The sequence below is a fragment of the Pseudomonas sp. KB_15 genome (genome assembly GCF_052114525.1).
GTDB lineage: Bacteria > Pseudomonadota > Gammaproteobacteria > Pseudomonadales > Pseudomonadaceae > Aquipseudomonas.
Window position 1 is genome coordinate 120464 of the sequence record NZ_JBFREX010000001.1, and the last position, 16140, is coordinate 136603.

13 protein-coding genes are annotated in these 16140 nt (G+C 58.8%); all 13 read right to left on the reverse strand.

The window, feature by feature from the left end; translation table 11 throughout:
- Positions 1–141 precede the first annotated feature (141 nt).
- The 13 genes from AB4Z35_RS00570 to uppS all read right to left on the reverse strand — a co-directional run bounded on the left by AB4Z35_RS00570 (position 142) and on the right by uppS (position 16133).
- Positions 142–1089 (reverse strand): acetyl-CoA carboxylase carboxyltransferase subunit alpha, encoded by a 948-nt coding sequence (locus AB4Z35_RS00570; protein ID WP_103394434.1) that lies wholly within the window; start codon positions 1087–1089, stop codon positions 142–144.
- A gap of 139 nt (positions 1090–1228) precedes the next feature.
- Entirely contained in the window at positions 1229–4750 is a 3522-nt protein-coding gene (dnaE, locus tag AB4Z35_RS00575) for a DNA polymerase III subunit alpha (protein ID WP_442095665.1), read from the reverse strand.
- 77 nt (positions 4751–4827) lie between these two features.
- The gene (gene rnhB / locus AB4Z35_RS00580; RefSeq protein ID WP_008019543.1) at positions 4828–5454 is read right to left on the reverse strand and encodes a ribonuclease HII; all 627 of its coding nucleotides are present in this window, start codon (positions 5452–5454) and stop codon (positions 4828–4830) included.
- Between the two features lie 11 nt (positions 5455–5465).
- Positions 5466–6596: a lipid-A-disaccharide synthase gene (lpxB, locus tag AB4Z35_RS00585; protein WP_442095666.1), complete on the reverse strand. Its 1131-nt coding sequence runs from the start codon at positions 6594–6596 to the stop codon at positions 5466–5468.
- Between the two features lie 2 nt (positions 6597–6598).
- The gene (gene lpxA / locus AB4Z35_RS00590) at positions 6599–7375 is read right to left on the reverse strand and encodes an acyl-ACP--UDP-N-acetylglucosamine O-acyltransferase (RefSeq protein WP_008000026.1); all 777 of its coding nucleotides are present in this window, start codon (positions 7373–7375) and stop codon (positions 6599–6601) included.
- Entirely contained in the window at positions 7372–7812 is a 441-nt protein-coding gene (gene fabZ, locus AB4Z35_RS00595; protein WP_007978374.1) for a 3-hydroxyacyl-ACP dehydratase FabZ, read from the reverse strand. Before fabZ ends, lpxA begins: the two co-directional genes overlap by 4 nt.
- A 108-nt stretch (positions 7813–7920) precedes the next feature.
- Positions 7921–8976, reverse strand: coding sequence for a UDP-3-O-(3-hydroxymyristoyl)glucosamine N-acyltransferase (gene lpxD / locus AB4Z35_RS00600; RefSeq protein WP_108227914.1), 1056 nt, complete (start codon positions 8974–8976; stop codon positions 7921–7923).
- Between the two features lie 3 nt (positions 8977–8979).
- Complete coding sequence (locus AB4Z35_RS00605) at positions 8980–9483, reverse strand: OmpH family outer membrane protein (RefSeq protein ID WP_008000031.1); 504 nt, start codon at positions 9481–9483, stop codon at positions 8980–8982.
- Between the two features lie 45 nt (positions 9484–9528).
- Entirely contained in the window at positions 9529–11904 is a 2376-nt protein-coding gene (gene bamA, locus AB4Z35_RS00610; protein ID WP_442095667.1) for an outer membrane protein assembly factor BamA, read from the reverse strand.
- A 74-nt stretch (positions 11905–11978) separates the two neighbouring features.
- Entirely contained in the window at positions 11979–13331 is a 1353-nt protein-coding gene (gene rseP / locus AB4Z35_RS00615) for a sigma E protease regulator RseP (protein ID WP_442095668.1), read from the reverse strand.
- A gap of 53 nt (positions 13332–13384) precedes the next feature.
- Entirely contained in the window at positions 13385–14575 is a 1191-nt protein-coding gene (gene ispC / locus AB4Z35_RS00620) for a 1-deoxy-D-xylulose-5-phosphate reductoisomerase (protein WP_442095669.1), read from the reverse strand.
- Positions 14572–15378, reverse strand: a complete 807-nt coding sequence (locus tag AB4Z35_RS00625) for a phosphatidate cytidylyltransferase (protein ID WP_442095670.1) — start codon at positions 15376–15378, stop codon at positions 14572–14574. The genes ispC and AB4Z35_RS00625 overlap by 4 nt, the downstream gene beginning before the upstream one ends.
- Positions 15378–16133: a polyprenyl diphosphate synthase gene (uppS, locus tag AB4Z35_RS00630; RefSeq protein ID WP_442095671.1), complete on the reverse strand. Its 756-nt coding sequence runs from the start codon at positions 16131–16133 to the stop codon at positions 15378–15380. Before uppS ends, AB4Z35_RS00625 begins: the two co-directional genes overlap by 1 nt.
- Positions 16134–16140: the final 7 nt, after the last annotated feature.

A 16140-nucleotide genomic window follows, 5' to 3' on the forward strand; every position in this document is an offset into this window, starting at 1 on the left:
CCCTTTGCACAAATCAAATGTGGGAGCGGGCTTGCCCGCGAAGGCGGCGGAACAGCCAACAAATTCGTTGAATGTTACATCGCTTTCGCGGGCAAGCCCGCTCCCACATTGTTTTCTGTCGTTGGCCGAAACGGCGTCAGATCAGAGACCGTAGCTCATCAGTCGATCGTAGCGGCGCTTTAGCAGCGCGTCGTTATCGAACTTCTTCAGCATCGCCAGTTGCGAGCTCAGCTCGGCGCGGATCGATGCAGCGGCAGCGGCCGGGTCACGGTGCGCGCCGCCCAGTGGCTCGCCAATCACCTTGTCCACGATGCCCAGGCCCTTGAGGCGCTCGGCGGTGATGCCCATCGCTTCTGCGGCATCCGGTGCTTTCTCGGCAGTTTTCCACAGAATCGAAGCGCAACCTTCCGGCGAGATCACCGCGTAGGTCGAGTATTGCAGCATGTTCAACTGGTCGCAGACACCGATCGCCAGTGCACCACCGGAACCACCCTCACCGATCACGGTGGCGATGATTGGGGTTTTCAGACGGGCCATGACTCGCAGGTTCCAGGCAATCGCTTCGCTCTGGTTACGCTCTTCGGCGTCGATGCCAGGGTAAGCGCCCGGGGTGTCGATGAAGGTCAGGATCGGCATTTTGAAACGTTCGGCCATTTCCATCAGACGGCATGCCTTGCGGTAGCCTTCAGGACGCGGCATGCCGAAGTTGCGGCGAACCTTCTCGCGCACTTCACGGCCCTTCTGGTGACCGATGATCATCACCGGCTGGTCGTCCAGACGGGCAATACCGCCAACGATCGCAGCGTCGTCGGAGAAGTGGCGGTCACCGTGCAACTCGTCGAACTCGGTGAAGATGTGTTCGATGTAGTCCAGGGTATACGGACGTTTCGGGTGACGCGCCAGACGTGCGATCTGCCAGCTGGTCAGCTTGCCGAAAATGTCTTCGGTCAGCGTTTTGCTCTTGTCCTGCAGGCGGGAGATCTCATCGCCGATATTCAGCGAATTGTCATTACCGACCAAGCGCAACTCTTCGATCTTGGCTTGCAGGTCGGCGATCGGCTGTTCGAAATCTAGAAAATTCGGGTTCATAGGCGTCCGTCTTGGGTCGAGTCCCAAGGGATCTTGGGCCGGCCGGTTGTCTATTCGCGCCCTACCTTAAGGGACAGGCGCGTTGAGGTCGAGATTAAAAATTCAGGTTGCGGGCAGGCGTTCTGATATCACCTGCCGGTCAACGGTATTGGAGGAAGACGTTGTCTCGCCCGAACTGGTCACGCAGGGCTTGAATCAACGTATCCGCCGGATCGATCCGCCAGCCTTCGCCGAACTGCAACATGGCCTTCGCATCGGGGCTGGTGTAGTCCATGGTGATCGGGCACGCACCGCGGTGACGCTTCAACAGCTCACCCAGCCAGCGTAGCTGATCGCCCTTGAGGTCCTTGGCGTGCAACTTCAGGCGCAGGCTTTCGGCCAGGTTGGTCCGCGCATCTTCCATGCTCATCACCCGCTTGACCCGCAACTTCAGGCCACCGGAGAAGTCGTCATTGCTGACCTCGCCTTCGACCACCACCATCGCGTCGGTCTGCAACAGCGACTGCGCAGAATGGAACGCCTCGGAAAACAGCGAGGCTTCGATCCGTCCGGAGCGGTCGTCGAGGGTGATGAACCCCATCTTGTCGCCCTTTTTGTTCTTCATCACCCGCAAGGCGATGATCATGCCGGCGACGGTCTGGGTATCGCGGGCCGGTTTCAGATCGATGATGCGCTGGCGGGCGAAGCGACGGATTTCACCCTCGTATTCGTCAATCGGGTGACCGGTCAGGTACAGGCCGAGGGTATCTTTCTCCCCTTTCAGGCGCTCCTTGAGGGTCAGTTCCTTGGCCTTGCGGTGATTGGCGTAGACATCGGCGTCTTCTTCGACAAACAGACCGCCAAACAGGTCGGAGTGACCACTGTCCTGGGTGCGCGCGGTTTGTTCGGCGGCCTTGATCGCTTCTTCCATGGCCGTCAGCAGCACCGCGCGATTACGGTCGATGTTGGCCTGGTAGGCTTTCTGCTCATCGTGGAAATACGGCCCGAGGCGATCCAGGGCACCGCTGCGGATCAAACCGTCGAGGGTGCGCTTGTTGATGCGCTTGAGATCGACCCGGGCACAGAAATCGAACAGATCCTTGAACGGCCCGGCCAGACGCGCTTCGGTGATCGCCTCGACCGGTCCCTCACCCACGCCCTTGATTGCACCCAGGCCGTAAATGATCCGGCCTTCGTCGTTCACCGTGAACTTGAACTCGGAAGTGTTTACGTCCGGCGCGTCGAGACGCAGCTTCATGGTCCGCACTTCTTCGATCAAGGTCACGACCTTGTCTGTGTTGTGCATATCCGCCGAGAGTACCGCGGCCATGAACGGCGCCGGGTAGTGCGTCTTCAGCCACGCGGTCTGGTACGACACCAGGCCATAGGCGGCGGAGTGGGACTTGTTGAAGCCGTAACCGGCGAATTTTTCTACCAGGTCGAAGATGTTACCGGCCAGGTCGGCATCGATATTATTGGTGGCGCAACCCTCAATGAAACCACCGCGCTGCTTGGCCATTTCCTCGGGTTTTTTCTTACCCATGGCTCGACGCAGCATGTCCGCACCACCGAGGGTGTAACCGGCCATGACCTGGGCAATCTGCATCACCTGTTCCTGATACAGGATGATGCCGTAAGTCGGTGCCAGTACAGGCTTGAGGCCTTCGTACTGGTAGTCCGAGTGCGGATACGCCAGCTCGGCGCGACCGTGTTTACGGTTGATGAAGTCGTCCACCATGCCCGATTGCAGCGGGCCCGGACGGAACAGTGCCACCAGTGCGATCAAGTCTTCCAGGCAGTCGGGCTTGAGCTTTTTGATCAGCTCTTTCATGCCGCGGGATTCAAGCTGGAACACTGCCGTGGTTTCGGCTTTTTGCAGCAGGGTGTAGGTCGGCTTGTCATCCAGCGGGATGAACGCGATATCCAGCGGCGGCTCGTTGACCTTGGCGCGGTCGCGATTGATGGTTTTCAGCGCCCAGTCGATGATTGTCAGGGTCCGCAGGCCGAGGAAGTCGAATTTCACCAGGCCGGCCGCCTCGACGTCGTCCTTGTCGAACTGGGTTACCAGACCGTCACCGGCCTCGTCGCAATAGATCGGCGAAAAGTCGGTCAGCTTGGTCGGCGCGATAACCACACCACCGGCGTGCTTGCCGACGTTACGCACAACGCCTTCGAGCTTGCGGGCCATCTCCCAGATTTCCGCCGCCTCTTCATCGACCTTGATGAAGTCACGCAGGATTTCTTCCTGCTCGTAGGCCTTTTCCAGGGTCATGCCGACTTCGAACGGAATCATCTTCGACAGGCGATCCGCCAGGCCATAAGACTTTCCCTGCACCCGCGCCACGTCACGGACCACAGCCTTTGCGGCCATGGAACCGAAGGTGATGATCTGGCTTACCGCATTGCGGCCGTACTTCTCGGCCACGTAGTCGATCACCCGATCGCGACCGTCCATGCAGAAGTCAACGTCGAAGTCGGGCATCGATACCCGTTCCGGATTGAGGAAACGTTCGAACAGCAGGTCATATTCCAGCGGGTCGAGGTCGGTGATCTTCTGCACATAGGCCACCAGCGATCCGGCACCCGACCCACGGCCAGGACCTACCGGCACGCCGTTGTTCTTGGCCCACTGGATAAAGTCCATCACGATCAGGAAGTAACCGGGGAAGCCCATCTGGATGATGATATCCAGCTCGAAATTCAGCCGGTCGACATAGACCTGACGCTTGGCTTCGTAGTCTTCGGTGGTGTCCTTGGGCAGCAGGACGGCAAGGCGCTCTTCCAGGCCATCGAAGGACACCTTGCGGAAGTACTCGTCGATGGTCATGCCATCGGGGATCGGGAAGTTGGGCAGGAAGTGCGTGCCCAGCTTCACTTCGATGTTGCAGCGCTTGGCGATCTCGACGGTGTTTTCCAGCGCTTCTGGAATGTCGCTGAACAGCTCGGCCATTTCCGCGGCGCTTTTGAGGTACTGCTGATCACTGTAATTCTTCGAACGCCGCGGATCGTCGAGGGCACGGCCCTCACCGATGCAAACGCGGGTTTCGTGGGCGGCGAAGTCTTCCTGCTTGATGAAGCGCACATCGTTGGTCGCCACCAGCGGCGCACCGAGCTTCTCGGCCAGGACCACGGCGCCGTGCAGTTGTTCTTCATCGTTGGGGCGGTTGGTACGCTGGATCTCCAGATAGAAACGATCCGGAAACACTTCCATCCATTCGCGGGCCAGGGTTTCCGCTTCCGCCGGGTTGCCGCTGAGCATGGCCTGGCCGATCTCGCCCTCTTTGGCCGCCGACAACATGATCAGGCCGGCATTGGCTTCAGCGACCCATTCGCGCTCGATGATGATTGCGCCATTGCGCTGACCATCGATAAAGCCGCGGGAAATCAGTTCGGTGAGGTTGCGATAGCCTTCGGCGTTCATCACCAGCAGGCTGATCCGGCTCAGCGGGTTGTCCGGATCCTTGTTCGACAGCCACAGGTCGGCGCCGCAGATCGGCTTGATCCCGGCACCCATGGCGTTTTTATAGAATTTGACCAGGGAACACATGTTGTTCTGGTCGGTGACCGCTACGGCAGGCATGTTCATGCCGACCAGGGTCTTGACCAGCGGTTTGATCCGCACCAGACCGTCGACCAGGGAGTATTCAGTGTGCAGGCGTAGGTGAACGAATGAAGCCGGCATAGTGATCCTGTCTGAGAACGTAAAGACAACAAGGCCCGGATTGTACCGGGCCTTGGTAAAAAAAATCAGCCTTGCGACTAACTCTCGATCAAACCTTCGCGAGCTTCATACGCCAGCCGCACCGGTGCAAACGAACGCCGGTGAATCGGGGTTGGGCCGAGACGGGCGAGCGCTTCCAGATGAACGGGTGTCGGGTAGCCTTTATGCCCGCCAATGCCGTAACCCGGATAGATCAATTCGAACGCAGCCATTTCGCGATCGCGGCTGACCTTGGCCAGAATCGATGCGGCGGCGATGGCTGGAACCTTGCTATCGCCCTTGACCACAGCTTCGGAGCGCATCGGCAGTTTCGGACAGCGGTTGCCGTCGATCATCGCCAGCTTCGGCTGGATGTGCAGCCCGGCGACGGCGCGCTGCATGGCCAGCATGGTGGCGTGCAGGATGTTCAGTTCGTCGATTTCTTCGACTTCGGCGCGAGCGATGCACCAGCTCAGGGCTTTTTCGCAGATTTCGTCGTAGAGCTTTTCGCGACGGGCTTCGGTGAGTTTCTTCGAGTCGTTCAGGCCCAGAATCGGACGATTCGGATCGAGGATCACGGCCGCCGTCACCACCGCGCCACAGAGCGGGCCGCGACCGACTTCATCGACGCCGGCAACCAACTCTTCGACTTCAGCGACCAAGGTGAAATCCAGCCCCATCTGCATGTTCGTTTTACTCATTTGTCTTGGCCGATCAGGTTCAGCACGGCATCCGCCGCCTGGTTGGAGGCATCCAGACGCAGGGTCCGGTGAATCTCGTCAAAGCCACGGGTCTGCTCTTGCCCGCCTTCGATCAACGGTGACAACGTCTGGGCCAGCGCTTCGACCGTAGCATCGTCCTGCAACAACTCGGGCACCAACAGACGCTGAGCCAACAAGTTCGGCAACGAAATGTAGGGGCTTTTCACCATGCGTTTGAGAATCCAGAACGTCAGCGGCGCCAGACGGTAGGCGACCACCATCGGCCGCTTGTACAGCAACGCTTCAAGCGTCGCGGTGCCGGAGGCAATCAACACCGCATCGCACGCTGCCAGGGCCAGATGCGACTGTCCGTCGAGCAGGGTCAGCGGCAGATCGCGACCGACCAACAGCTCTTCAAGCTGAGCGCGGCGTTGCGCACTGGCGCAAGGCATGACAAACCGCACACCCGGGCGCAACGCCCGCAGGCGCTGCGCGGTATCGAGAAATAACGCACCGAGCCGGCCAACTTCACCGCCACGACTGCCGGGCATCAACGCCACCAGCGGCCCGTCGGGCAAACCGAGCTCGGCCCGTGCAGCCGCGCGATCGGCTTCGAGTGGAATGGCATCGGCCAGGGTATGGCCGACGAACCGCACCGGCACGCCTTTCTCTTCATAAAACCTGGCTTCGAACGGGAACAGCGTGAGCATCAGGTCGCAGCCTTCGCGAATCTTCAGCACGCGTTTCTGCCGCCAGGCCCAGACCGACGGGCTGACGTAATGCACGGTCTTGATACCGGCCTGACGCAGTTTGAGTTCGATATTGAGGTTGAAGTCCGGCGCATCGATGCCGATGAACACGTCGGGCTTCGCGGCGATCAGGTCGGCGACCAGTTTTTTGCGCCGCGCCAGCAACTCGCGCAGGCGGCCCAGGACTTCCACCAGTCCCATCACCGACAGACGCTCCATCGGGAAGTACGGGGTCAGACCCTCGGCCTGCATCAGCGGACCGCCAACACCAATGAATTCGACGGCAGGGTGACGCGCCTTGAGCGCGCGCATGAGGCCCGCGCCCAGAATGTCACCGGAAGCCTCACCCGCTACCAGCGCAATACGCAGATTGGCCATGATCAGCGGGTGATGCCGCGAGTCGAAGACTGGATGGAGTCACGGAACACCGCCACTTCCGGATACTGGGCCGACGGCTCGGCCAGTTCGGCAAGCGCCTGCTCCACGGTCAGGCCCTGGCGATAAACCACCTTGTAGGCACGGCGCAGCGCGTGGATCGCATCTTCGCTGAAGCCCCGACGGCGCATGCCCTCGAAGTTCATGCTACGGGCCTCGGCAGGGTTGCCGAACACCGTGACGTACGCTGGAACATCCTTGCCGATCGCCGTCCCCATGCCGGAGAAGCTGTGGGCGCCAATGTGGCAATACTGGTGAACCAGGGTAAAACCGGAGAGGATTGCCCAGTCTTCCACATGCACATGGCCCGCCAGTGCGGTGTTGTTCACCAGGATGCAGTGGTTGCCGATAACGCTGTCGTGGCCGATGTGGGCATAGGCCATGATCAGATTGTGATCGCCCAGGGTCGTTTCCGAACGATCCTGGATGGTGCCACGGTGAATCGTCACGCCTTCACGGATAACGTTGTGATCACCGATCACCAGGCGGGTTTCCTCGCCCTTGTACTTCAGGTCAGGTGTGTCTTCACCCACCGAGGAAAACTGGTAGATGCGATTGTGCTTACCGATTCGGGTCGGGCCCTTGAGGATTACGTGTGGCCCGATGACTGTCCCCTCGTCGATTTCCACACCTGCGCCGACGATCGACCACGGGCCGACCTCGACGCCGTCAGCCAGAACGGCTGTCGGATCGATGATTGCACGAGGGTCAATCAAACTCATAGCTTGCGTTCCGCACAGATGATTTCAGCGGAGCAGACCGGCTTGCCATCGACCGAAGCCTGGCATTCGAATTTCCAGATCTGACGCTTGCAGCTGATGAACTTGGCTTCAAGGATCAACTGATCGCCTGGCAGAACCGGCTGGCGGAAACGCAGCTTGTCGGAACCGACGAAGTAATAGAGGGTGCCGTCGGCCGGTTTCACGTCGAGCATTTTGAAACCAAGGATCCCGGCAGCCTGAGCCATTGCCTCGATGATCAATACGCCCGGCATGATTGGATGCGCAGGGAAGTGACCATTGAAGAACGGTTCGTTGATGCTGACATTCTTGTAGGCGCGAATGCGCTTGCCTTCAACATCCAGCTCCACTACCCGGTCCACCAGCAGGAACGGGTAACGGTGAGGCAGGTATTCGCGAATCTCGTTGATGTCCATCATTTCGGGGGGAAGCCTATGTAAAGATTGGGAGCGCGCGACTGACGCACACTCCGCTAGCAAATCAAGGAGGCAGTCTAGCGGCTGTGCACACTTGATATGGAAATGGTATCAGCCATCTGATGAAGCATTACCGTCAGGGGTCACTTCCCCTACACGCTTTTCCAGCTGTCGCAGGCGCCGCGCGATGTCATCGAGCTGACGGATGCGAGCCGCGCTTTTGCGCCATTCGGCTGCTGGCTGCATTGCCGTACCGGAAGAATAGGAACCCTTTTCGGTAATCGAGTGGGTCACCATGGTCATCCCGGTGATGAAAACGTTGTCGCAAATTTCGATATGCCCCACCAGCCCTACACCGCCAGCGAGCATGCAATGCTTGCCGATTTTGGTGCTGCCGGAGATCCCGACACAAGCGGCCATGGCGGTGTGATCACCGACCTGAACGTTGTGGGCGATCTGGATCTGGTTGTCGAGCTTCACACCATTACCGAGAACGGTATCGGCCAATGCGCCACGGTCGATAGCGGTATTCACGCCAATCTCCACATCGTCACCGACCAACACACCACCGATCTGGGCAATTTTCTGCCAGACACCTTTCTCGTTGGCAAAACCGAAACCTTCGCCGCCGAGCACGGCACCTGACTGAATGACCACACGCTTGCCGATGCGTACATCGTGGTACAGCGTGACCCGCGGGGCAAGCCAGCCGCCTTCGCCAATTTCGCAACGGGCACCGATGAAGCAATGCGCACCGATGGTCACGCCAGCAGCAATACGTGCCGCGCTTTCGATCACCGCAAAGGCACCAATACTCGCAGCCGGGTCAACCACCGCGTCCTCGGCCACAACGGCTGTCGGATGAATACCGGCAGCCGCTTTCGGCTTTGGATCGAACAGGTGGGAAACGCGCGCGTAGGCCAGATACGGATCAGGCACCACCAACGCATTACCGGCAAAACCTTCGGCATCAGCGGCCTTCAGCAACAGTGCTGCGGCCTGGCTGTCTGCCAGGTACTTACGGTATTGGGGGTTTGCGAGAAAGCTCAACTGAGCTGGGCCAGCCTCCTGCAAGGTGGCTAGCCCAGTAATTGCTTTCTCGGGGTCGCCACGTAGCGTGGCGCCGAGGAACTCGGCCAGCTGGCCGAGCTTAATGGTCACGGTCATGGATTACTTCAGCTGATTCATGCGCTCGATAACCTGGCGAGTGATGTCGTACTGAGGCTTGACATCAATCACTGCGCCACGCTCGAAGACCAGGTCATAAGCACCTTTCTTGATGACTTCTTCCACAGCGCTGTCCAGTTTCGGCTTGAGCTGCTTCAGCATTTCACGGTCGGCAACGGCTTTGGCTTCGTTCAGCTCCTTGGACTGGAACTGGAAGTCACGGGCCTTTTGCTTGAATTCAAGCTCCAGACGCTCGCGCTCGCCCTGCTGCATTTTGTCGCCACCGGCCATCAGGCGGTCCTGAATGCCCTTGGCGCTGCTTTCCAGGGTCTTGAGCTTGGTCAGTTGAGGACCGAATTTCTTCTCGGCATCCACGGCGTATTTCTTGGCCGCGTCGGACTCCAGCAGCGCCATCTGATAGTTCAGAACAGCAATTTTCATGTCGGCAAATGCCGGACCAGCGACCAGTACGCTGGCCAGGAGAACCAATTGAGTCAACTTACGCACGATGCACTCCTACAAAATTCATTGTCGTTATCTTGGGTCAGACGCTTAGAACGTCTGGCCGAGGGAAAATTGGAACACTTGAGTCTCAGCGTTATCCGGCTTTTTGACCGGCATGGCCAATGCGAAACTCAATGGACCCAGTGCAGTGACCCATGTCACACCTACACCAACAGAACTGGCCATATTGCTCAGGCTAATGTCGTTGCACTTGGTATTGGACTTCGTGCCATCGGCGTTTGTGGTATCCGAGCAAGACGAATCGAATACGTTACCAACATCCCAGAATACAGAGGTCCGCAGGGAACGCTGATCCTTGACGAACGGCAGAGGGAACAATACTTCCGCACCACCCTGAATCAGGACGTTACCACCAAACGGCAGTGGATCCTGATCCGGGTCGAATTGAGTACCAGGGTTCTTGCCGGTACTTGGCGTACTGCGAGGACCCAGAGTGCTGTCCTTGAAGCCACGTACCGAATTGAAACCACCAGCATAGTAGTTTTCATAGAAAGGCAAGCCATCGGTCGAACCATAACCATCGCCATAACCCAGTTCAGTGTGCAGGCGCATGGTGTAGTTCTCGGACAATGGCTGGAACAGCTGGCCACGGTAGTCGAGCTTGAAGAACGACAGGTCGCTGCCTGGAACCGTGGATTCCAGCACCAGGCTCTGGGAATGACCACGGGTTGCGAGCACGCCCTTGTTCAGGGTGGACTCGGACCAGCCGGCCGAAGCCTTGAAGTTCAGGTATTGATCGCCTTCCTTGTTAACGAAGTCGAAAATCTCGTCAACGGTGTAAATGCCGGTCTTGATCTTGTCCTGTTGTGCGTTCAGGCCGAAGGTCAGACGCGAGGTTTCGCTGATCGGGTAACCGACACTCACACCTGCGCCCAGGCTGTCGACAGCGTAGCTCGCTACATCGACATCGAGGTCGTTGTAGTCGGTGGTGCGGTAGAAGGCGTTGTATCCCAGACTCACGCCATCAGCTGTCCAGTAGGGGTCGACAAAACCAAAGTTGTAACGCGTCTGGTATTGGCTTTTGGTCAAGCCGATGCTGACCTTGTTACCGGTACCCAGGAAGTTGTTCTGGGTGATCGAACCACCGAGGATCAGGCCGGCACTCTGGGCGAAACCGACGCTGGCGGTAATCGAACCGGAGGCTTGCTCTTCAACGCTGTAGTTGACGTCTACCTGGTCATCGACACCCGGCACGGCCGGGGTCTCAACGTTGACTTCCTTGAAGAAGCCCAGACGTTCCAGACGGGTCTTGGATTGGTCGATCAGGTAGGTCGAAGCCCAGCCGCCTTCCATCTGACGCATTTCACGACGCAGCACTTCGTCTTCAGACTTGGTGTTGCCACGGAAGTTGATGCGGTTCACGTAAGCACGCTTGCCCGGATCGACCGCGAACAGGATGTCTACGGTGTGATCTTCATCGTGCGGTTGAGGCACGCCGTTGACGTTGGCGAAGGTATAACCTTCGTTACCCAGACGACGGGTGATCAGTTCGGAGGTGGTGGTCATCAGCTTGCGCGAGAACACCTGGCCTTTTTGCACGAGCAGCAGGGACTTGACCTGGTCTTCAGGGACTTTCAGGTCACCGCTGAGCTTGACGTCACGAACGGTGTATTTCTCGCCTTCGTTGACGTTGACCGTGATGTAGACGTGCTTCTTGTCCGGGGTAATGGAAACCTGGGTCGAAGCGATATCCATGTTGATGTAGCCACGGTCCAGGTAGTAGGAACGCAGGCGCTCCAGGTCACCGGACAGCTTTTCACGGGCGTACTTGTCGTCGTTCTTGAAGAACGACAACCAGTTGGTGGTCTTGAGTTCGAACAGGTCGATCAGGTCTTCATCGGGGAAAACCGTGTTGCCCACCACGTTGATGTGCTGGATAGCCGCAACGGTACCTTCGTTGATGTTGACCTTCAGGCCGACGCGGTTACGCGGCTGCGGCACCACTTCGGTGTCGACGGTAGCCGAGTAGCGACCCTGGGCGACGTACTGGCGCTGCAGCTCGTTACGCACACCTTCAAGGGTGGCACGCTGGAAGATCTCGCCTTCGGCCAGACCGGATTGTTTGAGGCCTTTCATCAGGTCTTCGGTAGAGATCGCCTTGTTGCCTTCGATCTCGATACTGGCAACCGACGGGCGCTCGACTACAGTGATGACCAGGACGTTGCCATCGCGGCCCAGCTGGATATCTTGAAAGAAACCGGTTTTGAACAACGCACGAGTGGATTCCACCAGGCGACGATCATCCGCCTGTTCACCGACGTTCAACGGCAAAGCACCAAAGACGCTACCCGCGGAGACCCGCTGGAGGCCATTGACGCGAATATCAGAGATAGTGAAGGACTCGGCGTGAACTTCGGCGATCATCAATACGGTGAGAACCGCAGTTAGCAGCAGACGTTTCATGAAGTCCTTTCTTATTCCAACTGGCAATAAACAAACTGCCGCAAAATGCGGCAGATTCGCAATTCAGCGAAGCGTTACAGTCGACCCAGATCATTGACCAGAGCAAGCAACATCACCCCGATCACCAAACTGATACCGATCTGTATCCCCCAACCTTGCACCCGATCTGACAAGGGACGACCACGCGCCCACTCGATCAGATAAAACAACAAATGCCCCCCATCCAGTACCGGAATGGGCAACAAATTCAGAACACCCAGGCTAATACTCAGATAAGCAAGGAAATTCAGGAAATCAGCGACACCCGACTGGGCCGAAGCGCCCGCCACTTTAGCAATGGTTATCGGTCCACTCAAGTTTTTTACCGAGAGCTCACCGAACAACATTTTCTTCAGTGAATCGAGGGTCAGCACGCTCATGGTCCAGGTGCGCCGAGCCCCCTCGCCAACCGCTGCCAATGGGCCGTAACTGACTTCGCGGATCATCTCCGGTGGCCAATTGACAGCCTTCACCCCTGCCCCCAGGTAACCGCTGGGTGACTTGCTCTCGCCACGAGCGGCCAGCGTCACCGGGACGTCGATTTGAGCACCGTCACGCTCAACCCGCAGCATGATTTTGGTATCAGGATGCATACGGACGGTATCGACCACCTGCTGCCAGTCATCCAGCGTACGACCATCGAGCGCCAGCAACCGGTCACCGGTCTTCAGGCCGGCAGCCTGAGCCGGCCCCTTTGGATCGAGTTCGGCCAGGACCGGCGGCAATGCCGGGCGCCACGGGCGGATGCCCAACGAATGGATAGGGTCGGGCTCGTTAGCCCCTTTGAGCCATTTGTCCAGCACAAGCTCACGAGGAGAATCGGCCGTGGAGCCTTGCTCACGCACCATTACCTGCAACGAGCCGCTTTCGCCCAGGCGACGAACCAATTGCAGATTCACCGCCGCCCAGCCGGAAGTCGCCTCACCATCAATGGCCACGATTTCCTGGCCAGGGCTCAATCCCGCCCGGGCCGCAATGCTGCCGGACTCGACAGCCCCGATGACCGGACGCACCTGCTCGCTGCCGAGCATTGCCAATCCCCAGAAGAACACCAATGCCAGCAAGAAGTTGGCTATTGGCCCTGCGGCTACGATGGCAATGCGTTGACGAACGGATTTGCGATTGAAGGCCTGATCGAGCTGAGCGAGTGGTACTTCACCCTCGCGCTCGTCGAGCATTTTGACGTAGCCGCCCAACGGGATCGCGGCAACGACGAACTCGGTGCCTTGCTTGTCGTGCCAGCGCAGCAAAGGCATGCCGAAGCCTACGGAGAAGCGCAGCACTTTGACCCCACAGCGACGCGCGACCCAAAAATGGCCGAACTCGTGGAAGGTGACCAGCACACCCAGAGCGACCAGGGTGCCGACAATCATATAGAGCGCGCTCATCTACTTTCTCCGCAATCCTATCCGCTGCTGCCCGGGTCAACTATCCGCAGCATTTACCGCCCGTGACGGCTCAACCATTGTCCGGCCAGCAATCGCGCCTTCGCGTCTGCCGTGAACACTGCCTCGAGATCATCCACCGCCACAACGGGCTCCAGATTCAGTACTTCTTCGATGATACTCGCGATTTCCGGGTAACGAATCCGTTCGTCGAGAAATGCCGCCACCGCCACTTCGTTCGCCGCATTGAGCATCGCCGGCGCGCTGTTACCCGCTTCGGCCGCTTGACGGGCCAGACGCAGGCAAGGGAAACGCTCCTCATCGGGCGCCTGGAAATCCAGCCGTGCAATGGTAAACAGATCCAGCGGTGCCACACCCGAGTCAATCCGCTCCGGCCAGGCCAGGGCATTGGCGATGGGCGTGCGCATGTCCGGATTACCCAACTGCGCCAGGACAGAACCATCGACGTAGTCGACCAGCGAATGGATCACGCTTTGCGGGTGAATCACTACCTCGACCTGGGATGGCCTGGCATCGAACAACCAGCAGGCCTCGATCAACTCAAGCCCCTTGTTCATCATGCTGGCCGAATCAACGGAGATTTTTCGCCCCATGGACCAGTTCGGGTGAGCACATGCCTGATCGGGAGAAACATGCGCCAGTTCCGCTATTGGCGTCTGCCGGAACGGACCGCCGGAAGCCGTCAGCAAAATCCGACGTACACCGACCGCCTCAAGGCCACGGGCATAATCCAGCGGCATGCACTGAAAAATCGCGTTGTGCTCACTATCGATCGGCAGCAACACCGAACCGCTCTTGCGCACCGCCTGCATGAACAGCGCGCCGGACATGACCAGCGCCTCCTTGTTGGCCAGGAGGATCTTTTTGCCAGCCTCGACCGCCGCCAGTGTCGGACGCAACCCCGCCGCACCGACGATGGCCGCCATGACCGTATCGACTTCCGGATCGGAGGCAACCTGACACAAACCTTCCTCCCCCACCAGGACACGGGTCGAAAGACCGGCCGCGCGCAAATCATCCTGCAGGGTGCGGGCAGCAGCGACTTCAGGCACCACAGCAAATCGCGGGACATGGCGCACGCATAACGCCAGCAATTCACTCAAGCGAGTGAAGCCACTCAAGGCAAAGACCTGATAACGATCAGGATGGCGAGCGATGACGTCGAGCGTACTCAGGCCAATCGAGCCGGTCGCACCCAGAACGGTAATCTGTTGCGGGCGGCTCATGGTGCCGCCATCCACAACAGCACGGCAAATACCGGAATCGCTGCCGTCAGGCTGTCGATACGATCCAGCACGCCGCCGTGCCCCGGAAGCAGATTGCTGCTGTCCTTGATCCCGGATTGACGCTTGAACATGCTTTCAGTGAGATCGCCCACCACCGAAACGAACACGATCAGTGCGGCACCGATCAGACCTTTGAGCAACTCGGCCACCGTCCAGTCACGCACCAGAGCAACGATTGCGGTAATCACCAGACTCAGCGCCAGACCACCGTACACGCCTTCCCAGCTTTTGCCCGGACTGACCTGCGGTGCGAGCTTGCGCTTGCCGAAAGCACGACCAGAGAAGTAGGCGCCAACATCGGCACCCCAGACCAAAACCATCACCGCCATGATCAGCCAGTTACCCAGCGGGTATTGCTTGATCTGCACCAGACCTTGCCAGGCCGGCAGGAGAATCAACAGGCCGATCACCAACTTGGTCGCCGCATTGGACCAATGCTCGCCCGAACGCGGATAGGTCAGCACCAGATACGTCGCCACCGTCCACCACAGCACCGAAGCGCCCAACACCCAAGGCGCGAGGCCGGGCAGGATGTACATGAGGAACAGCATCAAAGCGACCACAGCGGCATAGCCGACGCGGAACGCTTGACCGGCGAAACCCGCCAGACGCGCCCACTCCCAGGCACCAAGGGTTACCACCAATCCGATGAACAGTGCAAAACCGGAACCTTCAAGCAGGAAAAACCCGCACAGGGCAATCGGTAGCAGGATCAGTGCAGTGATGATTCGTTGTTTAAGCATTAAACCCGGGCTCCAGCCTCTACCTGCTCGCTCGTTTTACCGAAGCGGCGCTGGCGGGAAGCGAAATCGGCCAGCGCATTGCGCATGGCATCGTGTTTGAAGTCCGGCCAGAACAGGTCGGAGAAATACAACTCGGCATAGGCCAACTGCCAGAGCAGGAAGTTGCTGATGCGGTGCTCGCCACCGGTACGGATACACAGGTCCGGCAGCGGCAGGTCGCCCGTGACCAGGCAGGTCTGCAGCAGATCAGGCGTGATGTCTTCCGGACGCAAGTGTCCAGCCTGAACCTCTCGCGCCAGTCGTTGCGCAGCTTGCGCGATATCCCACTGACCGCCGTAATTGGCGGCGATCTGCAGGATAAAACGATTGGCACCAGCCGTCATGGCCTCGGCTTCACGCATGGCAGCCTGCAGCTCGGGATGAAAACGCGAGCGGTCACCAATGATGCGCAGGCTGATGTTGTTGTCGTTGAGGCGCTTGGCCTCACGACGCAGCGCCCTGAAGAACAGCTCCATCAAGGCGCTGACCTCATCGGCCGGACGCTGCCAGTTCTCGCTGGAAAAGGCGAACAAGGTCAGCACTTCGACCTTGGCCTCGGCACACACCTCAATGACCGCACGCACCGCATCCACACCCGCTTTATGCCCGGCGACACCCGGCATAAAGCGCTTTTTCGCCCAACGATTGTTACCATCCATGATGATCGCGACATGGCGCGGCACCGCGGGCGGTGCAGTCTGCTTTGTCTTATCCATGAAAACG

What these genes read in the sequence shown, in the direction of transcription:
- AB4Z35_RS00570 (WP_103394434.1), bottom strand. Translation starts at nt 1,089, where the DNA reads ATGAACCCGAATTTTCTAGATTTCGAACAGCCGATCGCCGACCTGCAA.
- dnaE (WP_442095665.1), bottom strand. Translation starts at nt 4,750, where the DNA reads ATGCCGGCTTCATTCGTTCACCTACGCCTGCACACTGAATACTCCCTG.
- rnhB (WP_008019543.1), bottom strand. Translation starts at nt 5,454, where the DNA reads ATGCAGATGGGGCTGGATTTCACCTTGGTCGCTGAAGTCGAAGAGTTG.
- lpxB (WP_442095666.1), bottom strand. Translation starts at nt 6,596, where the DNA reads ATGGCCAATCTGCGTATTGCGCTGGTAGCGGGTGAGGCTTCCGGTGAC.
- lpxA (WP_008000026.1), bottom strand. Translation starts at nt 7,375, where the DNA reads ATGAGTTTGATTGACCCTCGTGCAATCATCGATCCGACAGCCGTTCTG.
- fabZ (WP_007978374.1), bottom strand. Translation starts at nt 7,812, where the DNA reads ATGATGGACATCAACGAGATTCGCGAATACCTGCCTCACCGTTACCCG.
- lpxD (WP_108227914.1), bottom strand. Translation starts at nt 8,976, where the DNA reads ATGACCGTGACCATTAAGCTCGGCCAGCTGGCCGAGTTCCTCGGCGCC.
- bamA (WP_442095667.1), bottom strand. Translation starts at nt 11,904, where the DNA reads ATGAAACGTCTGCTGCTAACTGCGGTTCTCACCGTATTGATGATCGCC.
- rseP (WP_442095668.1), bottom strand. Translation starts at nt 13,331, where the DNA reads ATGAGCGCGCTCTATATGATTGTCGGCACCCTGGTCGCTCTGGGTGTG.
- ispC (WP_442095669.1), bottom strand. Translation starts at nt 14,575, where the DNA reads ATGAGCCGCCCGCAACAGATTACCGTTCTGGGTGCGACCGGCTCGATT.
- AB4Z35_RS00625 (WP_442095670.1), bottom strand. Translation starts at nt 15,378, where the DNA reads ATGCTTAAACAACGAATCATCACTGCACTGATCCTGCTACCGATTGCC.
- uppS (WP_442095671.1), bottom strand. Translation starts at nt 16,133, where the DNA reads ATGGATAAGACAAAGCAGACTGCACCGCCCGCGGTGCCGCGCCATGTC.